Source organism: Pseudomonas sp. NPDC086278, from assembly GCF_050280905.1.
Classification (GTDB): domain Bacteria; phylum Pseudomonadota; class Gammaproteobacteria; order Pseudomonadales; family Pseudomonadaceae; genus Aquipseudomonas.
This window is the reverse complement of record NZ_JBNNWE010000015.1, coordinates 39210-58734: the sequence shown is the minus strand read 5'-3', so window position 1 is coordinate 58734 and position 19525 is coordinate 39210. Positions and strand designations below refer to the sequence as shown.

The window sequence follows — 19525 nt, the reverse complement described above, 5'->3', positions numbered from 1 at the left end:
AGCACCTCCAGAGGTGACGGCCGCGCGCAGGCGGACGGCCGTGAACAACTCAGTTTTTCAACCAGCCGGCTTCTTTGAACACCGGGGTGACGCGGGCGGTGTCTTTCTCAATGTAGGCGGTCAACGGTTCGCCTTCGAGGAAGGTCGGCACCAGGGCGTTCTGTTTGACGTAGGCTTTGAACTCTGGGGTCTCGGTGACTTTGCGCATCAAATCAACATAGAACGCCCGTTGCTCGGCGGTGACTTCGCCGGGCATGAACACGGTGCGCGGGAAGCGGTACTGATCGATGCCCAGGCCCTGTTCGTGGCAGGTCGGCACGTCGGCCCAGGATTTATCTCCAGCGACTTTTTCGGTGTAGCTCATGCGTTCTTTACTGAACACGCACAACGGCTCGACTTGGTCGCCGCGCCATTGGCTGATGCTTTCGCTGGGGTTGTTGACGTTGGCGGCGATGTGTTTGCCGGCCAGTTGCGTTGCGGCTTCGCTGCCGCTCTTGAACGGGATGTACACCAGTTTGCTGCCGGTGGTCTGGTTCAGCAGCAACGTCAGGGTCTGGTCGACGTCCTTGGACTGGCTGCCGCCCATGCGCAGGTTCGACGGGTCGGCCTTGACCGCTTCGTAGAAGCCTTTGGCGTCCTTCCACGGCGCGTCCTTGTAGCTCCAGAGAATGAAGTCATCCTCGGCCACGGCGGCGACCGGGGTCAGTTCCTGCCATTGATAACCGAGCTTGGAAACCAGCGGCAACAGGTAGATGTTGTTGGTGCCGATCACCAGTTTTTCCGGGTCGCCCTTGTTCATTTTCAGGTCGAGGAAGGCTTCGGCGCCGTTGCCGCCGCCCTTGTTCAGAACGATGGTATTGACGTCCAGAAACTTGTGCGTGGTGATGATCGACTGGATCAGTCGACCGAGTTGATCGGTGCCGCCACCAGGACCGCCGGCGACGACGATCTCGACGTTCTTGTCGGGCTGCCAGGCAGCATGAGCGAGGGCGGGAAGGGTGCCGGCGGCGACCAGCGTGCAACCAAGAATCAGACGGGATGTGCGACGGACGAATGCAGTTCGCATGGAAGGGCCTCGTTTTTGTAGTTGTTATGAGTGGCTTGTCTGAGCGGTAAAGCCGCAAGCCTGGCCTGAGTGTGGGAAGCCTCAGACCTCGCGTCTAGTCAAAACAATACATACACCGATAGCCTGGGGTTATACGTCGCGGCGGACAAAATCGTGTGAATCGCCAAAGGCTTTGCGCTAGAGCCGTTTGAGAGGAAAGTCGCGGTAGCTGTTACACGGTGAAAGCGGGCTGAAAGCCGGGTATGCCATAACCCGAGGCTATCGCCTTATTTCAAGTTTTGATTAGACGGTTATCACTGAGCCTTCGATAGTGCTCACCAATGCCGCCACGAAGCGGTCACGTAACACCCACAAAAATAATAACCGAGGTACGCACCATGGCTCGTCCCAGTGCTTCCCTGCAGCTGCCTGACGCAGTTGCCCGATCCGCAACGGCAGCGGCGATACCGCAAGCCTCGACCACCAAGGCCAGCAGCGTGCGCTGGCGCATCTTCGCGATCATCTTTGCGTTGACCATGGTCAACCTGATCGACCGCGTGTCGCTGTCCATCGCGATGCCGACGATTGCCCATGAATTTTCCCTGTCGCCGAGCATGCAAGGGCTGATCCTCAGCAGCTTCTTCTGGGCGTACGCGCTGTTGCAGATTCCCGGCGGCTGGATGATCGACCGGTTCGGCCCGCACCGGGTGATCAGTTGGTCCACCGGGCTGTGGGGCACCTTTCAGGTGATCGCAGCCTTTGCCACGGGCGGTTTGTCGCTGCTGTTCGCCCGCGTCGCACTGGGTGCCGCCGAGGCGCCGTTGTTTCCCTCGGGCGGCAAGCTGATTTCGTTGTGGCTGGCGCCGAGTGAGCGCAGTCGCGGCGCGGTGCTGATGGACAGCGGCAGCCCGCTGGGCGTGGCGCTGGGCGGGTTGATCATTGCTTACCTGATTGCGTCGCTGGATTCGTGGCGCCTGGCGTTCGTCATCGCCGGTATCGCCACGCTGGTATTGGCCTGGCTGGCGCGGCGTTATCTTCGCGATGACCCGGCCACGCACCCGCAGGTGAATGCCGAAGAGCTTGAGAAAATCAACGCCGGCCGCGCAACGCCAGCGGCTGAAGCGGCGCGTGTACCGGTCAAAGGCTTGGGCATTGCCGCACGCTCCCTGAGCGGATTACTGATTGGTCGCGCCAGTTGGGCCATGGTCTATTTCGGCTTGCTGACCTGGGGCCCGAGTTACCTGGCGCAGGCGCGCGGCTTTGATATCAAAGGCATCGGTGCGGCGACGTTCGTGATTTTCATCTGCGGCGCGCTGGGTTCGTTGACCGGTGGTTTCCTCTGCGACGGGCTGATTCGCAAGGGCGTCAGTCGTGGCGTGGCGGTCAAGAGCCTGTTGGCGTTTTCCGGTGTGGTAGCGCTGGGTGCCTTCCTGTTGCTGCCGACCCTGAGCAATCCTTTTGCGGCCGTGGCGTTGTTGGCCATGACCGCGTTTTTCCTGATGTGGGGCAGCCTCTACTGGAGCTTCCCGGCGTTGCTTGCGGCGCCGGCGCGGGTCGGGCTGATCGGCGGCGTGATGAACATGGCCGGCAGCACTGGCGGCATTGCGGTGCCGATCCTGGTGGGGATCATTTTGCAAATGGCCGGTGGTTTCGCGCCGGTGCTGGGCTTCTTCGCCGTGTGCTCGGCGATCTTCGTGCTGGCCACGCTGTTCATCAGCCTCGATGAGGTGCGCCATGCCTGAACGCCTTGAAAGCAGGCTTTGGACCGGGCCGATCATCGACGCCCATCATCACTTCTGGGACCCGTCGATCAACGATCATCCGTGGCTGGCGCCGGACGCCAACATCCCGTTTCGCTACGGTGACTACAGCGCGATCAAGCGGCGCTATTTTCCCGAAGAGTATTTCGCCGATGTCGGTGCCCATGACGTTGTGCAAACGGTGTACATCGAGACCGAATGGAACCCGCAGGACCCGATTGGCGAAACCCGTTTCATCGAAGGGCTGGCCGCTCGCTACGGCGTGCCGAATGCCATCGTTGCGCAAGCCTGGCTTGATCATCCGGACGCCATCGCGGTGCTGACCGAACAAGCCGCTTTCAAGTGCGTGCGCAGCGTTCGCCATAAACCGGGAGGGCCGACAACCCCCGCGCAAGTCGGCCACGTGCGCAGCCTTATGAGTAACGAACACTGGCGCCGCAGCTACGCCGCATTGCAAGGGCTGGGGCTGCATTTCGATTTGCAGGCGCCCTGGTGGAACCTGCACGAGGCCGAGCGCCTGGCGCGGGACTTCCCCGGCACCACGCTGATTCTCAACCATGCCGGGCTGCCCAGCGACCGCAGCGCCGAAGGCCTGGCGGCTTGGCGTTTGGCCATGGCGCGGCTGGCCGAGTGGCCCAACGTGCAGGTGAAGATTTCCGGCCTGGGGCAGGGCGGTCAGGCGTGGCGTGCCAAAGACAATGCATGGATCGTGCGCGAGGTGATCGCAATGTTCGGCAGCGATCGCGCGATGTTCGCCAGCAACTTCCCCGTCGACAGCCTGTGCGGGTCGTTCGACACCATTTACAGCGGTTTCAAATCCATCGTCGCCGATCTGCCGAGCGCCGATCAGCAGCGACTGTTCTACAGCAACGCGCAGCGGGTGTATCGCTGCGAACCTTGCGCCATTGACCGGACATGGCCTGAAGCCTTGAGGAGTGAAGCATGAACAAAACCACCATCGCCATGGTGCTGGGTGACCCGGCAGGTATCGGCCCGGAACTGATTGCACGCCTGCTGGCAGAACCTCAGGTTCGCAGCCAGGCCAACGTGATTCTGATTGCCGACGAAGCGGAAATGCAGCGCGGCATGCGCATCGCCGGGGTCGAGTTTCCGTACCGCCGTGTGGAGTCGCTAGAGCAACTGTCGTTTGTCGATGGCACGCCGCTGTTCTATGACTTTCGTGGCGACACAATCGGTGAATTTGCCCGCAGCGAAGCCAGTGTCATCGGCGGACGCTACAGCCTCGACACCCTGGAAAAAGCCCTGCGCCTGACCGAGGCCGGTACAACCGATGCGGTGCTGTTCGGGCCGTTGAACAAGACCTCGCTGCACATGGCCGGCATGGCGCATAACGATGAGCTGCACTGGTTTGCCGAACTGCTGGATTTCCATGGGCCGTTCTGCGAATTCAATGTGCTCGACAACCTCTGGACCTCGCGGGTGACCTCCCACGTGGCGCTGGCCGAGGTGCCGGGCATGCTGACGCAAGCGCGAGTGGTGGAGGCGATCCAGTTGATCGAGACCGCGCTCAAGCGCAACGGCCTGGAAAAACCGCGCATCGGCGTGTGTGGCTTGAACCCGCACAACGGCGACAACGGCTCGTTCGGGCGCGAAGAACTGGACATCATCGGCCCGGCGGTGCGCTCGGCCCAGGCGTTGGGCATTGCGGCGGAAGGCCCGTATCCCGGCGACACGATTTTCCTCAAGGTCCAGGGCGATGCGAGTGCTTTTGACGCGGTGGTGACGATGTACCACGACCAAGGGCAGATCGCGATCAAGTTGATGGGGTTCTCCCGTGGGGTGACGGTGCAGGGCGGCTTGCCAATCCCCATCACCACCCCGGCCCACGGCACCGCGTTTGATATTGCGGGGCAGGGCAAGGCCAACGTCGGCGCGATCCGTCAGGCCTTCGAAATCGCCTGCCGAATGGGCACCAACAACTACTGACTCCCTCCCTAAAACACATCCCCCTGTGGGAGTGAGCTTGCTCACGATAGCGGCAGTCCAGACACCTTTGCAGTGACGGACCGACCGCTTTCGCGAGCAAGCCCGCTCCCACAGGGGTTTTGTATTGGTCACAAAATCAGACAACAGCCTCAATCATTGTGGGAGCGGGCTTGCTCGCGAAGACGGCATGACAGTCACCGATGAATTGACTGCCCGACCGCTTTCGCGAGCAAGCCCGTTCCCACATTTTTTTGTGCTGTCTCTGATAACCGGACTTGCGCAATAACTCGATTCTGCGATCACCTCAGGTTATCGACGGATGCGCATAAGTGATTATCCGTCGCCCCCAGGCGCTGGCTAAAGTCGCTTCATCGAATGCCCGAAGCCGGCCATCCAGGCGGCTCTGCGCAGCGACTCAACAACTATAAAAAACCGGCAGCGCAAGGAACTGTATTCATGAAAATCAAAGCCATCCGTACCCGCGTTTTCGAGTGGAAAGGCAAAGTCGTCCCGCCGCAAGCGCACTTCTGCACCAACGCCAGTGACATCCTGTTCGAGCGCGGCGACGCCATGGGCTCGTTCCGTTTTCACGGCTGGCTGGTGGTGGAAATCGAGACTGACACCGGTCTGGTCGGCATCGGCAACTGCGCCCTCGCGCCGCGTGTGGCCAAGGAAATCATCGACACCTATCTGGCGCCCATCGCCATTGGCGAAGACCCGTTCGACAACGAGTACATCTGGCAGAAGATGTACCGCCAGAGTCACGCCTGGGGCCGCAAAGGCATCGGTATGGCGGCGATCTCGGCCATCGACATCGCCATCTGGGACATCATGGGCAAAGCGGTCAACAAACCGGTGTTCAAACTGCTCGGTGGTCGTACCAAGGAAAAGATCTGGACCTACGCCTCCAAGCTTTATGCCAATGACAACCTCGACCTGTTCCTCGAAGAAGCCCAGGGTTATCTGAACCAGGGCTTTACTGCGCTGAAAATGCGTTTCGGCTACGGCCCGAAAGATGGCCCGGCGGGCATGCGCAAGAACATCGAGCAAGTCCGCGCCCTGCGTAATCTGGCCGGCCCGGACGTCGACATCATGCTCGAATGCTACATGGGCTGGACCTTGGAATACGCGCGCCGGATGTTGCCCAAACTTGCTGAGTTCGAGCCGCGCTGGCTCGAAGAACCGGTGATCGCCGACGACATCGAGGGCTACATCGAGCTGAAGAAAATGGGGATCATGCCGATCTCCGGCGGCGAGCATGAATTCACTTCCTACGGCTTCAAAGACCTGCTGGAGCGTCGCGCCATCGACGTAATCCAGTACGACACCAACCGTGTCGGCGGCATCACCGCTGCGCGCAAGATCAACGCCATGGCCGAAGCGTGGTCGGTGCCGGTGATCCCCCACGCCGGGCAGATGCACAACTACCACCTGACCATGTCCACCACCGCGTCGCCGATGGCCGAATTCTTCCCGGTGTTCGACGTGGAGGTCGGCAACGAACTTTTCTACTACGTGTTCAAGGGCGAGCCGCAACCGGTCGACGGCTACATCCAGCTCGATGACGACAAACCGGGCCTGGGCCTGGAAATCTCCGATGAATACCTGAGCGACTTCAACATCATCGAGTGATCTTGATGCGCCGCTTGAGAGCGGCGCCATCCACGACTTTCTGGAGGGCCGACATGCGCCTGATTCAATTTGAAAACTCTGCCGGCGAACGCCAGGTCGGCGTCGTCGAAGGCTCGCAGGTCCAGGTGCTGACGGGCACCCGAAACACCCGTGAACTGGCACTCGCGGCGATCCGCGCTCAACGCAGCCTGCAACAAGAAGTCGCGCAGCGCGGCACCGAGCCTGGCCCGGATTACCCGCAACTGTTGCAACAGGGAAAAGTCCTGCCGCCGCTGGACCACGAAGACCCGGCGCATTGCCTGATCAGCGGCACCGGCCTGACCCATTTGGGCAGCGCCTCGGCGCGGGACAAAATGCACCAGCATGAAGGCGAAGTCGAAGCCGGCATGACCGACACCATGCGCATTTTCAAGTGGGGTCTGGAGGGTGGGAAACCAGCGGCGGGCCACGTCGGTGCGCAGCCGGAATGGTTCTACAAAGGTGACGGCAGCATCGTCGTGCGCCCCGGCGCGGATTTTCCGGTGCCGCCGTTTGCCGAAGACGCCGGCGAAGAGCCAGAGCTGACCGGCCTCTACGTCATCGGCGACGACGGTCAGCCGTATCGCGTTGGTTATGCCTTGGGCAACGAGTTCTCCGACCATGTGATGGAGCGGCGCAATTACCTCTACCTCGCGCATTCGAAGCTGCGCTTCTGCGCCTATGGTCCGGAGCTGCGCGTCGGTGAACTGCCCAGGCACCTGGCCGGCACCAGCCGGATCATTCGCAACGGCGACACCCTCTGGGAAAAAGAATTTCTCAGCGGCGAAGACAACATGTGCCACAGCCTCGCCAACCTCGAATTCCATCACTTCAAATACGCGCAGTTTCTGCGGCCCGGCGATGTCCATGTGCATTACTTCGGCACCGCCACGCTGTCGTTTGCCGACGGCGTGAAAACCCTGCCCGGCGATCGTTTCCAGATCAGCCTCGAGGCGTTCGGCGCACCGCTGGAAAACGGTATCGGCGAAAGCGCCCAACCGTTGGCCATCGGCCAGGTTCGCGCGCTTTAAGCCTTCAATCACCGGCGCTGCTGGCCGGTCAAGGACACCCTCATGACCACGCTACTGGGACACAACTACATCGGCGGTCGCCGCAGCGCCAATGGCAATTTGCAGCTGCAAAGCCTCGACGCGACCACGGGCGAACCGCTGCCCGGCACGTTCTTTCAGGCATCGGAAGCTGAAGTGGATGCCGCCGCCAAAGCCGCTGCAACCGCGTACCCGATCTACCGCAACCTGAGCGCGGAAAAACGCGCGCAGTTCCTCGACGCCATCGCCGACGAAATCGATGCGCTGGGCGATGAGTTTGTCGCCACCGTGTGCCGCGAAACGGCGTTGCCGGCCGGACGGATTCAGGGCGAGCGTGGACGCACCAGCGGCCAGATGCGCCTGTTCGCCAAGGTCTTGCGGCGCGGTGATTTCTACGGTGCGCGGATCGACCGCGCATTGCCGGATCGCCAGCCGTTACCGCGTCCGGATCTGCGTCAGTACCGTATCGCCCTCGGCCCTGTCGCCGTGTTCGGTGCCAGTAACTTTCCGTTGGCGTTTTCCACTGCCGGCGGCGATACCGCGTCCGCGCTGGCCGCCGGGTGCCCGGTGGTGTTCAAGGCTCACAGCGGCCACATGGCGACGGCGGAATGGGTAGCGGATGCGATCCTCCGTGCTGCGCAGAAGACCGACATGCCGGCCGGCGTGTTCAACATGATTTATGGCGGCGGCGTCGGTGAGTGGCTGGTCAAGCACCCGGCGATTCAGGCTGTCGGTTTCACCGGTTCGCTCAAGGGCGGCAACGCGTTGAGCCACATGGCCGCGACCCGGCCACAACCGATCCCGGTGTTTGCCGAGATGTCGAGCATCAACCCGGTGTTCCTGTTGCCGGAGGCGCTGACGGTCCGGGGCGAGCAGATCGCCGCGCAACTGGCCGGCTCGGTGACCCTGGGTTGCGGGCAGTTCTGCACCAATCCGGGGTTGGTCATCGGTGTCCGTTCGCCTCAGTTCAGCCTGTTTCTGCAAACGTTTTGCGCGAGCATGAACCAGCAACCGGCGCAGACCATGCTCAATGCCGGCGCATTGGTCAGCTACAGCCGTGGCTTGGGCGAGCTGCACGAACATCCGGGGCTGACGCATCTGGCGGGCAAACCGCAGCAGGGCAATCAGGCGCAACCGCAGGTGTTCCAGGCGGATGCCAGCCTGTTGCTCAAGGGCGATGAGTTGTTGCAGGAAGAAGTGTTCGGGCCGACCACCATCGTTATCGAAGTTGACGATCAGGCGCAGCTGGCGGCGGCGTTGCAAGGTTTGCGCGGGCAGCTCACGGCGACGCTGATTGGCGAGGCCGACGAGTTGCTGGAGTACCGCTGGCTGGCGGACCTGTTGCAGGAAAAGGTCGGGCGGATCTTGCTCAATGGCTATCCGACCGGCGTCGAAGTGTGTGAGGCGATGGTGCATGGCGGGCCGTATCCGGCGACCTCGGATTCACGCGGTACGTCGGTGGGGTCGCTGGCGATTGACCGATTCCTGCGCCCGGTGTGCTTCCAGAATTACCCGGATGCGCTGCTGCCCGAAGCGTTGCAGAACGCTAATCCATTGGGGATTCGGCGGTTAGTGGATGGCGAGGTGAGCCAGGCAGGCTTGTAGCGCCGGAGCCGACGCCTTCGCGGGCAAGCCCGCTCCCACAGTGATTGGTGCAGGACACAAATGCTGTGTTCAAGGCACAACCCTGTGGGGGCGGGCTTGCCCGCGAAGGCGTCATTTGCAACACCCTTAATTTACTGGGCAGCCACCTTCGCGGGCTTCAATACCAACCACAACGCCGCCGCAATCAACACCCCGCCATAGATGTGCGCCATCGACAACGGCTCATCCAGCAGCAACGCGCCCCACAACACGCCAAACGGCGGGATCAGGAAGGTGGTGGTCATCGACCTCACCGGCCCGATGGAGCTCAACAGCCGGAAATAGACAATGTAGGCAAGCGCCGTACACAGCAGCCCCAACCCCAGCAGCGACAACCAGACGTTCCAGCCACCCCAGCTTGCCGGTGGATGGCTGATCACGCTGTAACCGAATAGCGGCAGCAGAAAGAGGGTTGCCCCGAGCATGCTGCCCACCGCCGACAGGCGACTGTCGAGCCCGCCGGCCTGGTCCAGCCAGCGCCGCGCCAGAAACCCGGCAAAGCCATAACAGGTGGTGGCGAGCAGGCAGGCGAGGGCGCCCATCAGCAGTTGCAGATCGAACGCCACCGGCCCGGCGCGGGTCAGCACACCGACGCCGAACAGGCCGAGGAACACCCCGCCCAATTTGGCGGCGGTGAGTTTTTCGTGGAAGAACAGACCGCCGATCAACACGCCCATCAGCGGTGTCGTGGCGTTGAAAATCGCCGAGTATCCGGCCGGCAGCACTTGCGCCGCCACCGAATAAAGCGTCGCCGGAATCCCCGAGTTGATCACCCCCAGCAGCATCACGGTCTTGAGTTTGCCTTTGAAATCCCAACTGATGCGCATCAGCCCGAGAATCACCAGCAGCCCGGCGGCGGCAATCGACACCCGGAAAAAGGCAGTCGGCACGGTGCCAATCACCGGGGCAATGATGCGCATGAACAAGAAGCTCGCACCCCAGATGGCCGCCAGTGACAGCAAACGGAAAATATCGACGGGGCTCACGGTGTACTCCTTCCTTGATCGGGACGAGAGTGTTGCCGAGCGCCTTGTGCATGGCAACCGAAAAACGAGCAAGCAACTCACAAACGCATTGGTGATGAGGCCGGCGCAAAAATTACGCTTCTCCTGCACCCGGTTCACTGGCTAAGCTCAGGGCTCACGAATTCCCGCAGAGGTCTCACCATGCCGCAGCAATGGCCAGCCGCCGACATCGCCCGAATGATCCTCGATGGCTTTGACGATTACCGCGAGCATTTCCGTCAAATCACCGACGGTGCCCGGGCCCGCTTCGAGCAGGCGCAGTGGCAGGAGACGCAATCGGCGTCGGCGGCACGGATCAATCTTTATGAAGAAAAGGTCAGCGAAACCGTTGAACGCCTGCGTGCGTCCTTCGAGACCGACGCGCTGAGGGACGTCAGCTGCTGGCCGCTGGTCAAAAGCGCCTACATCACGCTGATCGACCTGCGTTTCGACGATGAACTGTCCGAGACCTGGTACAACTCGATCTTCTGCGGGTTGTTCAGCCATGACCTGATCAGCGACGGTTGCATGTTCATCCACACCACCCGGCCAAGCCTGCGCCGGGCCCGCGCCGCGCAAACCCGCACTTATAAACCTCAAGGGCAACTGTCCGGCATGCTCGCGAGCATTTTTGCCGACTACAGTTTCAGCGAAGACTACGCCGACCTGGCCGGTGACCTGCGTCGCCTCGAAGCGCAACTGCGCGAGAACCTGCCGGACTGGGTCTGCAAGGACCCGGAACTGAGCGTCGAACTGTTTTCCTCGGTGCTCTACCGCAACAAGGGCGCGTACCTGGTCGGGCGCATCTACACCCAGGACGAGCAATGGCCGCTGGTGATTCCGTTGCTGCACCGCGAAGGTCGCGGGATTCAGATCGATGCGTTGATCACCGATGAAGCGGACGTGTCGATCATCTTCTCGTTCACCCGCTCGTATTTCATGGTCGATGTGCCGGTGCCGGCCGAGTTCATCGGTTTCCTCAAGCGCATCCTGCCGGGCAAGCACATCGCCGAGCTGTACACCTCGATCGGCTTCTACAAGCACGGCAAGTCTGAGTTCTACCGGGCGCTGATCAATCACCTGGCCAACACCGACGACCAGTTCATCATGGCTCCCGGCGTGCGCGGCATGGTCATGAGCGTGTTCACCCTGCCGGGTTTCAACACGGTGTTCAAAATCATCAAGGACCGCTTCTCGCCGTCGAAAAACGTCGACCGCGCCACGGTGATCGAGAAGTACCGTCTGGTGAAAAGCGTCGACCGCGTCGGGCGCATGGCCGATACCCAGGAATTCGCCGATTTCCGTTTTCCACTGAGCAAATTCGATCCTGCGTGCCTGGAGGAACTGCTCGAAGTCGCCGCGTCCACGGTTTCGGTGGACGGCGATACCGTGCTGATCCGCCATTGCTGGACCGAGCGGCGGATGACGCCGCTGAACCTGTACCTGGAAAATGCCAACGACGACCAGGTTCGCGAAGCGCTGGAAGACTACGGGCTGGCGATCAAGCAACTGGCGGCGGCGAATATCTTTCCCGGCGACATGCTACTGAAGAACTTCGGCGTGACCCGTCACGGGCGCGTGGTGTTTTATGACTATGACGAGATTTGCTTCCTGACCGAGGCCAACTTCCGCCACATCCCGCAACCGCGCACCCCGGAAGATGAAATGGCCTCGGAGCCGTGGTATTCGATCGGGCCGCTGGACGTGTTCCCCGAGGAGTTTCCGCCGTTCCTGTTTGCCGATTCGGGGCAGCGCAAGTTGTTCGATCAACTGCATGGCGAGCTGTACAACGCCGATTACTGGAAGAGTTTGCAGGAGGCGATTCGAGCGGGGAAAGTCATCGACGTGTTCCCGTATCGGCGCAAGGGCCTGGATAACGAATAACGCCCTTGAGCGAATACCTGTGGTGATGGGGCTTGCCTGTGTGGTGGGCTTTCTGTGGCAAGGGGGCTTGTGTGGCGAGGGGGCTTGCCTGTGGCGAGGGGGCTTGCCCCCGTTGGGTTGCGAAGCGACCCCAAAACCTTCCAACTCGGTGTTCCAGATAGACCGCGATGTCTGGATTACGACTGCTTCGCAGCCGAACGGGGGCAAGCCCCCTCGCCACAGGAAACCCACCACACAGGAAGCCCACCGACACAGGCAAGCCCACCAACACAGGTAAGCCCACCAAACAGGCAAGCCCACCACACAGGCAAGTCCACCACACAGGCAAGCCCACCCACAGACAAACCCACCACAGGCAACCCCCCCCTAACCACAAAAGCAGGTTGCATTCGTCGCCATGCACCCAAATCTGCGACAATCGCCCCCCTTGCGCCACGACGACTGAATTGCGTACCCGATGACCGACGAATCGCCCTCCATCGACAAACTGCTGAAAAACCTCGATCACGCCATGCTCGCCGACCGTCACCGGCTGCGGCGGCAGTTGCTTGAGCTGCGCAAAAAACCTGACGAGGCCAAGCTGGCCGCGTGGGTGACGCGCATGCAGGCGTCCTGTGATCAGGTGTTGGCGCGGCGCGCCAGCCTGCCGCTGATTCGTTACGACGACAGTTTGCCGATTGCCGCCAAGCGCGACGAAATCAAGGAAGCGCTGCTCAAGCATCAGGTGCTGATCATCGCCGGCGAAACCGGTTCGGGTAAAACCACCCAGTTGCCGAAGATCTGCCTGGAAATCGGTCGCGGCCAGCATGGTTTGATCGGCCACACCCAGCCGCGTCGAATCGCGGCGCGCAGCGTGGCCAGCCGGGTCGCCGAAGAACTGGCGACGCCGCTGGGTGCGCTGGTCGGTTATCAGGTGCGGTTCGAGGACCAGAGCGATTCCAACACCCTGATCAAACTGATGACCGACGGCATCCTGCTGGCGGAAACCCAGAACGACCGCTACCTCGAACGCTACGACACGATCATCGTCGACGAGGCCCACGAACGCAGCCTGAACATCGACTTCTTGCTCGGTTACCTGAAAACGCTGCTGCCGCGTCGTCCGGACCTGAAAGTCATCATCACTTCGGCGACCATCGATCTGGAGCGTTTCTCCAAGCACTTCGACGATGCGCCGATTGTCGAAGTCTCTGGCCGCACCTTCCCGGTGGACACCTGGTATCGCCCGCTGACCCTGGAGCAGGACGAAGAGGGCAACCGCGTCGAGGACGACTTGACGGTGGATCAGGCGATCCTCGCCACTCTCGACGAAATCGCTGACTTCGAACGCAGCGAGCGCAAGAGCCCCGGCGACGTGCTGGTGTTCCTGCCCGGCGAGCGCGAGATTCGCGACGCCGCCGACATGCTGCGCAAGGCCCAGCTCAAGCACACCGAAATCCTGCCGCTGTACGCGCGCTTGTCACCGGCCGAGCAGCAGCGGATTTTCCAGTCGCATCCGGGGCGTCGCGTGGTGTTGGCGACCAACGTCGCCGAAACCTCGCTGACCGTGCCGGGCATTCGTTACGTGATCGACAGCGGCACCGCGCGCATCAGCCGTTACAGCTACCGCGCCAAGGTCCAGCGCCTGCCCATCGAAGCGATTTCCCAGGCCAGCGCCAACCAGCGTAAGGGCCGTTGCGGGCGGGTCGAGCCGGGGATTTGCATTCGGCTTTACAGCGAAGAAGATTTCATCGGCCGCCCGGAATTTACCGACCCGGAAATCCTGCGCACCAACCTTGCCGCCGTGATCCTGCAGATGCTGCACCTGCGCCTGGGCGAGATCACCGATTTCCCGTTTATCGAGCCGCCGGATGGCAAAGCCATCAGCGACGGTTTCAACCTGCTGCAAGAACTGTCCGCCGTAGACCGCAACAGCCAACTGACCCCGCTCGGGCGGAACCTGGCGCGTCTGCCGGTGGACCCACGCATGGGCCGCATGCTGCTCGAAGCGGCGAAACTCGGCAGTTTGCAGGAAGTGCTGATCGTCGCCAGCGCCATGTCGATCCAGGACCCGCGCGAGCGTCCGCCGGAGCGTCAACAAGCGGCGGACCAGGCCCACGCACAGTGGAAAGACGTGGATTCGGACTTTGCCGGGCTGGTCAATCTGTGGCGTGGTTTTGAAGAGCAACGCCAGGCGCTGACGGCGAGCCCGCTGCGCAATTGGTGCCGCAAGAACTTCCTCAATTACCTGCGCTTGCGCGAATGGCGCGACTCGCACCGTCAGTTGAGCCTGATCTGCCGCGACATGCAGTTGACCATCAACAAAGAGCCGGCCGATTACCCGAAACTGCACAAAGCGGTGCTGTCGGGCCTGCTCAGCCAGATCGGCCAGAAAACCGATGAAGGCGATTACCTCGGCGCCCGCCAGCGGCGTTTCTGGATTCACCCGTCCTCCGGGCTTGGGAAAAAGCGCCCGCAATGGCTGATGACCGCCGAACTGGTGGAAACCACCAAGCTCTACGCGCGAATGGTCGCCAAGATCGACGCCGACTGGATCGAGCCGCTGGCCGGGCACCTGATCAAGAAAAACCACTTCGAACCGCACTGGGAGAAGAAGCGCGGCCAGGTCGTGGCGTTTGAGCAAATCACCTTGTTCGGGCTGATTGTGGTCGGTCGCCGCCCGGTGCATTACGGGCCGATTGACCCGGTGGTGTCCCGTGAGTTTTTCATCCGCGAAGGGCTGGTGCGTGGCGAGATTCAGTCCAAAGCCAAATGCCTGACGGCCAACCAGCAACTGCTGGAACAGCTCGACGAACTGGAAGCCAAGGCCCGCCGCCGCGACATTCTGGCCGACGAAGAAACCCTGTTCGCGTTCTACGACGCGCGCCTGCCGGCGGAGATTCACCAGACCGCGACCTTCGACAGCTGGTATCGGGTCAACAGCCAGAAAGACCCGCAACTGCTGATCATGCGCGAAGAAGACGTGCTGGCCCGCGAGGCCAGCGAAGTCACCGCGTTGCATTACCCGGACACCTTGCACATCGGTGATCTGGAACTGGCGCTGAGTTATCACTTCGAGCCGAACCACCCGCGTGACGGCGTAACCCTGCGCGTGCCGGCGCCGCTGTTGCCGATGCTGCCGCCGGAACGCCTGGAATGGCTGGTGCCGGGCGTCATTGAAGCCAAATGCGTTGCTTTGGTCCGCAATCTGCCCAAAGCCCTGCGCAAGAACTTTGTGCCGGTGCCGGACTTCGTCAAAGCCGCCTTGCAGCGCATGACCTTCGCCGAGGGTTCGTTACCGCAGGCGCTGGGCCGTGAACTGCTGCGCATGACCGGCGCGCGCGTCAGCGATGAAGCCTGGGCCGAGGCGGCGCAGCAGGTCGACAGCCATTTGCGGATGAACCTGGAAATCGTCGATGGCCAGGGCAAGTTCCTCGGCGAAGGGCGGGATCTGGCGGAACTGACCGCGCGCTTCGCCGAAGCGAGCCAGGCCGCATTGGCGGTGCCGCAAACCGCGAAAAACCAGCTGCCGGTGGAGCCGAAAGTCTTCGCCGCGGTCGCTGAGAAAACCCAGCAGAAGATCGCCGGGCTGTCGATGACGGTGTATCCGGCGCTGGTGGAAGAGGGCGGGACGGTCAAGGAAGGGCGGTTCTCGACCCCGGCCGAAGCCGAATTCCAGCACCGCCGCGCCTTGCAGCGTTTGTTGATGCAGCAACTGGCGGAACCGGCGAAGTTCCTGCGCGGCAAGTTGCCGGGGCTGACCGAACTGGGGCTGATGTACCGCGAGCTGGGGCGCGTTGATGCCTTGGTCGAAGACATTTTGCTGGCGAGTCTCGACAGCTGCATTCTCGATGGCGAAGACCCATTGCCACGCGATGGCGCCGGGTTGGCCTCGCTGGCCGAGCGCAAGCGTGGCGGCTGGACCGAGCACGCCGAGCGTCTGGCGAAGCTGACGCTGGAAATTCTCAAGCTCTGGCACGGCCTGCAAAAACGCTTCAAGGGCAAGATCGACCTGGCTCAAGCCGTGGCCCTGAATGACATCAAGCAGCAGCTCAGCCATCTGGTGTACCCGGGGTTTGTCCGGGAAACGCCGATGGTGTGGCTCAAGGAACTGCCGCGTTACCTGAAAGCGGTTGAGCAGCGCTTCGAGAAAATCGGCGCCCAGGTGCAGCGGGATCGGGTCTGGAGCGGCGAATTGTCCGGGCTGTGGACGCAATACCAGACCCGCGCCAGCAAACACGCGCAGGAAGGCAAGCGCGATCCGCAGTTGGAGCTTTACCGCTGGTGGCTGGAGGAATACCGGGTTTCGCTGTTTGCCCAGCAACTGGGGACCAAGGTGCCCATCTCCGATAAGCGCCTGAACAAACAGTGGAGCCAGGTCGAGCCATAAGTCCCTGTGGGAGCGGGCTTTTGTGGCGAGAGGGCTTTTGTGGTGGGTGGGCTTTTGTGGTGACAGGGCTTTTGTGGTGATGTGGCTTTTGTGGCAAGGGGGCTTTTTGTGGCGAGGGGGCTTGCCCCCGTTCGGCTGCGTAGCAGTCGTAAAACCAGCGAACTCGATAAAACTGATTCACAAAATCACAGGTTTTGGGGCGGCTTCTCCACCCAACGGGGGCAAGCCCCCTCACCACACAAGCCCTGTCACCACAAAAGCCCCCTGGCCACAACAGCGCCCTCACCACACAAGCCCGCTCCCACATTGGGTAGGTGTTTGATCTAGCAAAAGGGGCCAAACCCCAGCGTTTATGGCAAACTTCGCGCCTATAAACGCCGGCCCCGCGGTTTTGAGCCTCTACAGGTTCGGGCGGCTCGGAATAAAGCGATGCCCGGTGTGCTTCCCGTGACGGGAACAGACCCTTTGTGTGTTGGTACGTCGGTGCCAACGCTTTCTGCCTGAACAGATTAGAGAAACGACCATGCATAACGTCGTCATCAGCGGCACCGGCCTGTACACCCCGGCCAACAGCATCTCCAACGAAGAGCTGGTGCAGTCTTTCAATGCGTACGTCGCGCAGTTCAATGCTGACAACGCCGACGCCATCGCCCGTGGCGACGTCGAGGCATTGACCGAGTCCAGCGCGGCGTTTATCGAAAAGGCCTCCGGCATCAAAAGCCGCTTTGTCATGGACAAGGAAGGCATCCTCGACCCGCAACGCATGGCGCCGCGCCTGCCCGAGCGTTCCAACGACGAATGGTCGGTGCTCTGCCAAATGGCCATCGGCGCCGCCGAGCAAGCCTTGCAACGCGCCGGCAAGACGGCTGCGGACATCGACGGCGTGATTGTCGCCTGCTCCAACCTGCAACGCGCCTACCCGGCCATCGCCATCGAAGTCCAGGAAGCGCTGGGCATCGAGGGTTTCGGTTTCGACATGAACGTTGCGTGCTCCTCGGCAACCTTCGGCATTCAAGCGGCCGCCAACAGCGTGCAACTGGGCCAGGCCCGGGCAGTCCTGATGGTCAACCCGGAAGTCTGCACCGGTCACCTGAACTTCCGTGACCGCGACAGTCACTTCATCTTTGGCGATGCCGCCACCGCGGTGATCATCGAGCGCGCTGACCTGGCCACGTCCAAGCACCAGTTCGACGTGGTCAGCACCAAACTGCTGACCAAGTTCTCCAACAACATCCGCAACAACTTCGGCTTCCTCAACCGCGCGGCGGAGGAGGGCATTGGTGCCAAGGACAAACTGTTCGTGCAGGAAGGCCGCAAGGTGTTCCGTGATGTGTGCCCGATGGTCGCCGAGCTGATCGCCACGCACCTGGAAGAGAATCAGTTGAACGTCAGCGACGTGAAGCGCTTCTGGCTGCACCAGGCCAACCTGAGCATGAACCACCTGATCGTCAAGAAACTGCTGGGCCGTGAAGCCACTGAAGAAGAAGCGCCAGTGATTCTCGACACCTATGCCAACACCAGCTCTGCCGGTTCGGTGATCGCGTTTCACAAGAATCAGGATGATCTGGCGGCTGGATCGCTGTCGGTACTCAGCTCGTTCGGCGCGGGTTATTCGATTGGCAGCGTGATTCTGCGCAAGCGCTGAGTCCGTCTTAAAGATCGCAGCCTGCGGCCGTTTCATGCCGCACGCTGCGATTTTTTTTGTCTGTTTTTTTTGGCCAAGGAACTGGCCACAGGGTAAAGAAGAGCCCGGGCTTCCTTGCCCGAGTCATGTCGCGGCGAATCAGAACTTCGCTTCAGCATCCAGTTGCAGCGTGTTGATGTCGGAATCCTTCTTGTTGATGCTGGCGTTGGTGTAGTCGGAGTTAGCCATGAAGTACGTCGCGCCGAGGGCGAAGTTCTTGTCGATTTCGTAGCTCACTTTCAACTTGCTGCCCCGCGAACCGGTGAAGCCGTTAGCGAAGTCAGAGTCAGTGAAGGCCCCCACCACCGCGTTACGCTGCACGTCGCGGTAGTTGTAGTCGACTGCAAAGCCATAGAGTTTGGTCTTGACCCCCGCCAGCCAGCCCATGTCCTGATCGTTGCTGGCGTCGTCGTTGTTGACGATTTGGCCGTACAACGACAGCGGCATTGGCAGGCCGCCGATGTCCAGTTGACCAAAGCCTTCGTACAACTTGAACTGCTCGCCCGGGCTGTTGCCGTTGACGGCCAGTGCGCACGGTGCGGTGACGGTGCCGGTGGTCGGGCAAGCGCTGTTGTCATCGTTGTCGTAGGCGTAAAGGCTGCCGCCCAAGGTCATTTTCAGGTTGTCGGTGATCGCGAAGCGCGCGCCCAACTGGCCCGCGTACAGACGCAAGTCGTGTTTGAACTGCACGCCTTCGCCATCGACGTTGTCCTTGAGGGTGTAGTGGCCGGCGCTGCCGAACAGCTCGGCGCTGCTGCCCAGCGGGTATTTGTAGGTCAGGGCCAGACCTTCCGGGTTGATGTCGCTGTCCCAGATGATGTCGCCCATGCTCACCCATTGCTGCGGCATCTTGCCGCCGACGATGTGCAGGTTCTTGATCGCGTCAGGGTGGTAATCGACGTAACCCTGGTCCAGCCAGATCGACTTCTTGTCGAAGTAGTTGTTCAGGTCCTGGTTGGTAGAGCGCGCGTCGTCGTTGCTGCCGGTGGCGATGCGGATACCGGTGTCGACTTGCGGGTTGATCTCGCTGTAGGCACCCAGACGGGCACGAATGCGCTGACGATCCTGGTCTTTGTTGTTCGGCACGCCGTCGTTGTGCACGGTTTCTTCACGGAAACGCACGTCACCCTTGAATTGGGTCTTGGCCGCCCACGCCAGTTTCTGGTCGAAGGTGCTCAGCTCCGTGGTTTTCTTCGCGGTGGCCGCGATCTGCTCGTTGGTCTCTTGCTGAGCCTGACGGGCGATTTGCTGGTCTTTCTGATCCCTGGCCAGTTCGGCTTGCAGTTCGCTGTATTGCGCGTTGGTAATCGAGCCGTTGGCCTTGAGCATGTCGAGCAGTTTGGCGTCGACTGCGGCACTGGCCGGAACACTCATGGCCAGCAGCAGACCGCCACACAAGGCTGCCGCAGTTTTCGTGGAAGCAAGACGCATATCAATCTCCGAAAATGTAAGGGGATGACCAGGCCATCCAGGACACAACCGACCGTTG

The 19525-nt window shown here is 61.4% G+C and carries 12 protein-coding genes; 9 read left to right on the top strand and 3 right to left on the bottom strand.

The genetic code is table 11. From position 1 onward, the window contains the following. Positions 1-49 precede the first annotated feature (49 nt). Positions 50-1066: a Bug family tripartite tricarboxylate transporter substrate binding protein gene (locus tag ACQKP4_RS07085; RefSeq protein ID WP_427631683.1), complete on the bottom strand. Its 1017-nt coding sequence runs from the start codon at positions 1064-1066 to the stop codon at positions 50-52. A gap of 377 nt (positions 1067-1443) precedes the next feature. Between ACQKP4_RS07085 and ACQKP4_RS07080 the strand changes: the two genes are divergently transcribed. The 6 genes from ACQKP4_RS07080 (at position 1444) to ACQKP4_RS07055 (ending at position 9056) form a co-directional block, all read left to right on the top strand. Continuing rightward, complete coding sequence (locus ACQKP4_RS07080; RefSeq protein ID WP_427631681.1) at positions 1444-2787, top strand: MFS transporter; 1344 nt, start codon at positions 1444-1446, stop codon at positions 2785-2787. After that, positions 2780-3751, top strand: a complete 972-nt coding sequence (locus ACQKP4_RS07075; protein ID WP_427631679.1) for an amidohydrolase family protein — start codon at positions 2780-2782, stop codon at positions 3749-3751. The genes ACQKP4_RS07080 and ACQKP4_RS07075 overlap by 8 nt, the downstream gene beginning before the upstream one ends. Continuing rightward, positions 3748-4752 carry a 4-hydroxythreonine-4-phosphate dehydrogenase PdxA gene (locus ACQKP4_RS07070; protein WP_427631677.1) on the top strand — a complete coding sequence of 335 codons (1005 nt, stop codon included), beginning with the start codon at positions 3748-3750 and terminating at the stop codon, positions 4750-4752. The genes ACQKP4_RS07075 and ACQKP4_RS07070 overlap by 4 nt, the downstream gene beginning before the upstream one ends. 456 nt (positions 4753-5208) lie before the next feature. Then, positions 5209-6384, top strand: a complete 1176-nt coding sequence (locus tag ACQKP4_RS07065; RefSeq protein WP_427631675.1) for an L-rhamnonate dehydratase — start codon at positions 5209-5211, stop codon at positions 6382-6384. Positions 6385-6437: 53 nt separating this feature from the next. Then, positions 6438-7433: an AraD1 family protein gene (gene araD1 / locus ACQKP4_RS07060; RefSeq protein ID WP_427631673.1), complete on the top strand. Its 996-nt coding sequence runs from the start codon at positions 6438-6440 to the stop codon at positions 7431-7433. Between the two features lie 42 nt (positions 7434-7475). Then, complete coding sequence (locus tag ACQKP4_RS07055) at positions 7476-9056, top strand: aldehyde dehydrogenase (NADP(+)) (RefSeq protein ID WP_427631671.1); 1581 nt, start codon at positions 7476-7478, stop codon at positions 9054-9056. Between the two features lie 131 nt (positions 9057-9187). Here the strand turns inward: ACQKP4_RS07055 and ACQKP4_RS07050 are convergent, their stop codons facing one another. Continuing rightward, complete coding sequence (locus ACQKP4_RS07050) at positions 9188-10081, bottom strand: DMT family transporter (RefSeq protein ID WP_427631670.1); 894 nt, start codon at positions 10079-10081, stop codon at positions 9188-9190. Between the two features lie 180 nt (positions 10082-10261). On the opposite strand from ACQKP4_RS07050, the gene aceK reads away from it, so the two are divergent. From aceK to ACQKP4_RS07035, 3 genes are all read left to right on the top strand, one after another. Then, positions 10262-11983, top strand: coding sequence for a bifunctional isocitrate dehydrogenase kinase/phosphatase (gene aceK, locus ACQKP4_RS07045; protein ID WP_427631668.1), 1722 nt, complete (start codon positions 10262-10264; stop codon positions 11981-11983). A 457-nt stretch (positions 11984-12440) separates the two neighbouring features. Continuing rightward, complete coding sequence (gene hrpA / locus ACQKP4_RS07040; RefSeq protein WP_427631666.1) at positions 12441-16352, top strand: ATP-dependent RNA helicase HrpA; 3912 nt, start codon at positions 12441-12443, stop codon at positions 16350-16352. A gap of 523 nt (positions 16353-16875) precedes the next feature. Then, on the top strand, positions 16876-17997 hold the full coding sequence (locus ACQKP4_RS07035; protein WP_427631664.1) for a beta-ketoacyl-ACP synthase III: 1122 nt from the start codon (positions 16876-16878) through the stop codon (positions 17995-17997). A 138-nt stretch (positions 17998-18135) separates the two neighbouring features. Here the strand turns inward: ACQKP4_RS07035 and ACQKP4_RS07030 are convergent, their stop codons facing one another. Further along, positions 18136-19467, bottom strand: coding sequence for a putative porin (locus ACQKP4_RS07030; RefSeq protein ID WP_427631662.1), 1332 nt, complete (start codon positions 19465-19467; stop codon positions 18136-18138). Positions 19468-19525: the final 58 nt, after the last annotated feature.

Bases quoted from the DNA above. Each gene is read 5' to 3' on its own strand.
- ACQKP4_RS07085 (WP_427631683.1), bottom strand. From the start codon at position 1,066: ATGCGAACTGCATTCGTCCGTCGCACATCCCGTCTGATTCTTGGTTGC.
- ACQKP4_RS07080 (WP_427631681.1), top strand. From the start codon at position 1,444: ATGGCTCGTCCCAGTGCTTCCCTGCAGCTGCCTGACGCAGTTGCCCGA.
- ACQKP4_RS07075 (WP_427631679.1), top strand. From the start codon at position 2,780: ATGCCTGAACGCCTTGAAAGCAGGCTTTGGACCGGGCCGATCATCGAC.
- ACQKP4_RS07070 (WP_427631677.1), top strand. From the start codon at position 3,748: ATGAACAAAACCACCATCGCCATGGTGCTGGGTGACCCGGCAGGTATC.
- ACQKP4_RS07065 (WP_427631675.1), top strand. From the start codon at position 5,209: ATGAAAATCAAAGCCATCCGTACCCGCGTTTTCGAGTGGAAAGGCAAA.
- araD1 (WP_427631673.1), top strand. From the start codon at position 6,438: ATGCGCCTGATTCAATTTGAAAACTCTGCCGGCGAACGCCAGGTCGGC.
- ACQKP4_RS07055 (WP_427631671.1), top strand. From the start codon at position 7,476: ATGACCACGCTACTGGGACACAACTACATCGGCGGTCGCCGCAGCGCC.
- aceK (WP_427631668.1), top strand. From the start codon at position 10,262: ATGCCGCAGCAATGGCCAGCCGCCGACATCGCCCGAATGATCCTCGAT.
- hrpA (WP_427631666.1), top strand. From the start codon at position 12,441: ATGACCGACGAATCGCCCTCCATCGACAAACTGCTGAAAAACCTCGAT.
- ACQKP4_RS07035 (WP_427631664.1), top strand. From the start codon at position 16,876: ATGCATAACGTCGTCATCAGCGGCACCGGCCTGTACACCCCGGCCAAC.
- ACQKP4_RS07030 (WP_427631662.1), bottom strand. From the start codon at position 19,467: ATGCGTCTTGCTTCCACGAAAACTGCGGCAGCCTTGTGTGGCGGTCTG.